Source organism: Acinetobacter sp. M5A5_2a, from assembly GCF_053345265.1.
This window is the reverse complement of record NZ_JBKEZV010000023.1, coordinates 1-1,119: the sequence shown is the minus strand read 5'-3', so window position 1 is coordinate 1,119 and position 1,119 is coordinate 1. Positions and strand designations below refer to the sequence as shown.

General features: G+C 30.4%; 1 pseudogene. It reads right to left on the bottom strand.

Annotated elements, in window-relative coordinates:
- A pseudogene (locus ACLBWE_RS19095) lies at positions 1-1,119 on the bottom strand (hemagglutinin); the annotation flags it as partial.

Genomic DNA, 1,119 nt, shown 5'->3' with positions numbered 1-1,119 from the left:
CGGAAACTATAATTTCCTTCACTTTCAGTACCTTTCTCATAAAAATCTGTATGACCATCAATAATAATACTTGCATTTAATGATTTTGGTGGCTGATTAACCCCACTACTAATTGAAGATTTATACTGTTCGGCTAAAACACCACTTGCTTCCAAACTAACCTGACCTAGTTGAGCAGAAATATTTCCTCCACTAATAGATAAACCTTTAGCAGAAGTAATATTAATGTTTCCTGATTTTGAATTTAATTTAGCTTCAGTATGTTCTGAGCCATTTACTCCTTTAGTTAATAATTCTTTTGATTTTATTTCTGATTGCTTATCAGACTCAAGTTTAGAGATTAATTTCTCCAAATCTTTAACTTTTTCGCTTTCATTTAAATTTTTATATTTTTTTATTTCTGCTTTATAAGAACTTAGTAAAGTCCCTATAGAACCTACTGAAGGCAAGAAACCTACTATATCATTATTAATCACCATAGCATAAGTATCACTCGCTCCCTCTGATGAAAATGATTGTATATAAGCATTTTCATAGAAAAAGATATTACTTACATCTACATTCGATAAAGCACCAGCACTATATTCTCCATTTGAACCATCAAACAAATATGACATAGCTGCTTCAAGACTATTTTTTGTTTTTTTTATGTTATCAAGTAGTGTTTTTCTTTCCTGAAATTCTTTACTGTTAGATAGAATATTTATACTTTTATCAATTTCCTTAATATTGTTTTCGATACTAATTATATTCGTTGCATCAGCAGAACCATTCTTTAATGTATTTTTTATTCCATCAATCAGCACATCATCTTTACTTGAAACGATCTTAATATCTTTTTGTGCTGTTAACTGTGAACCTTGAATATCAACTTTAGTACCCTCTAAATTGATACCACCATTTGCTGTATCCAACTTAACAACTTGTTCTGATCCATTCCCCGCAGTTCCACCATAACCTTTTAAAGTCAAAGTACCAGTTTTAGAAACAAGCTCAATATCTCCCACTGCTTTTAAACTATAAACTTTTGGGTCAATGGTTAAGTTAGAATTGGTTTGAATTGTTAGGTCACCATTTAAACTATTTAACTTTGTATCATTCTTGAGTAAATCACTTCCG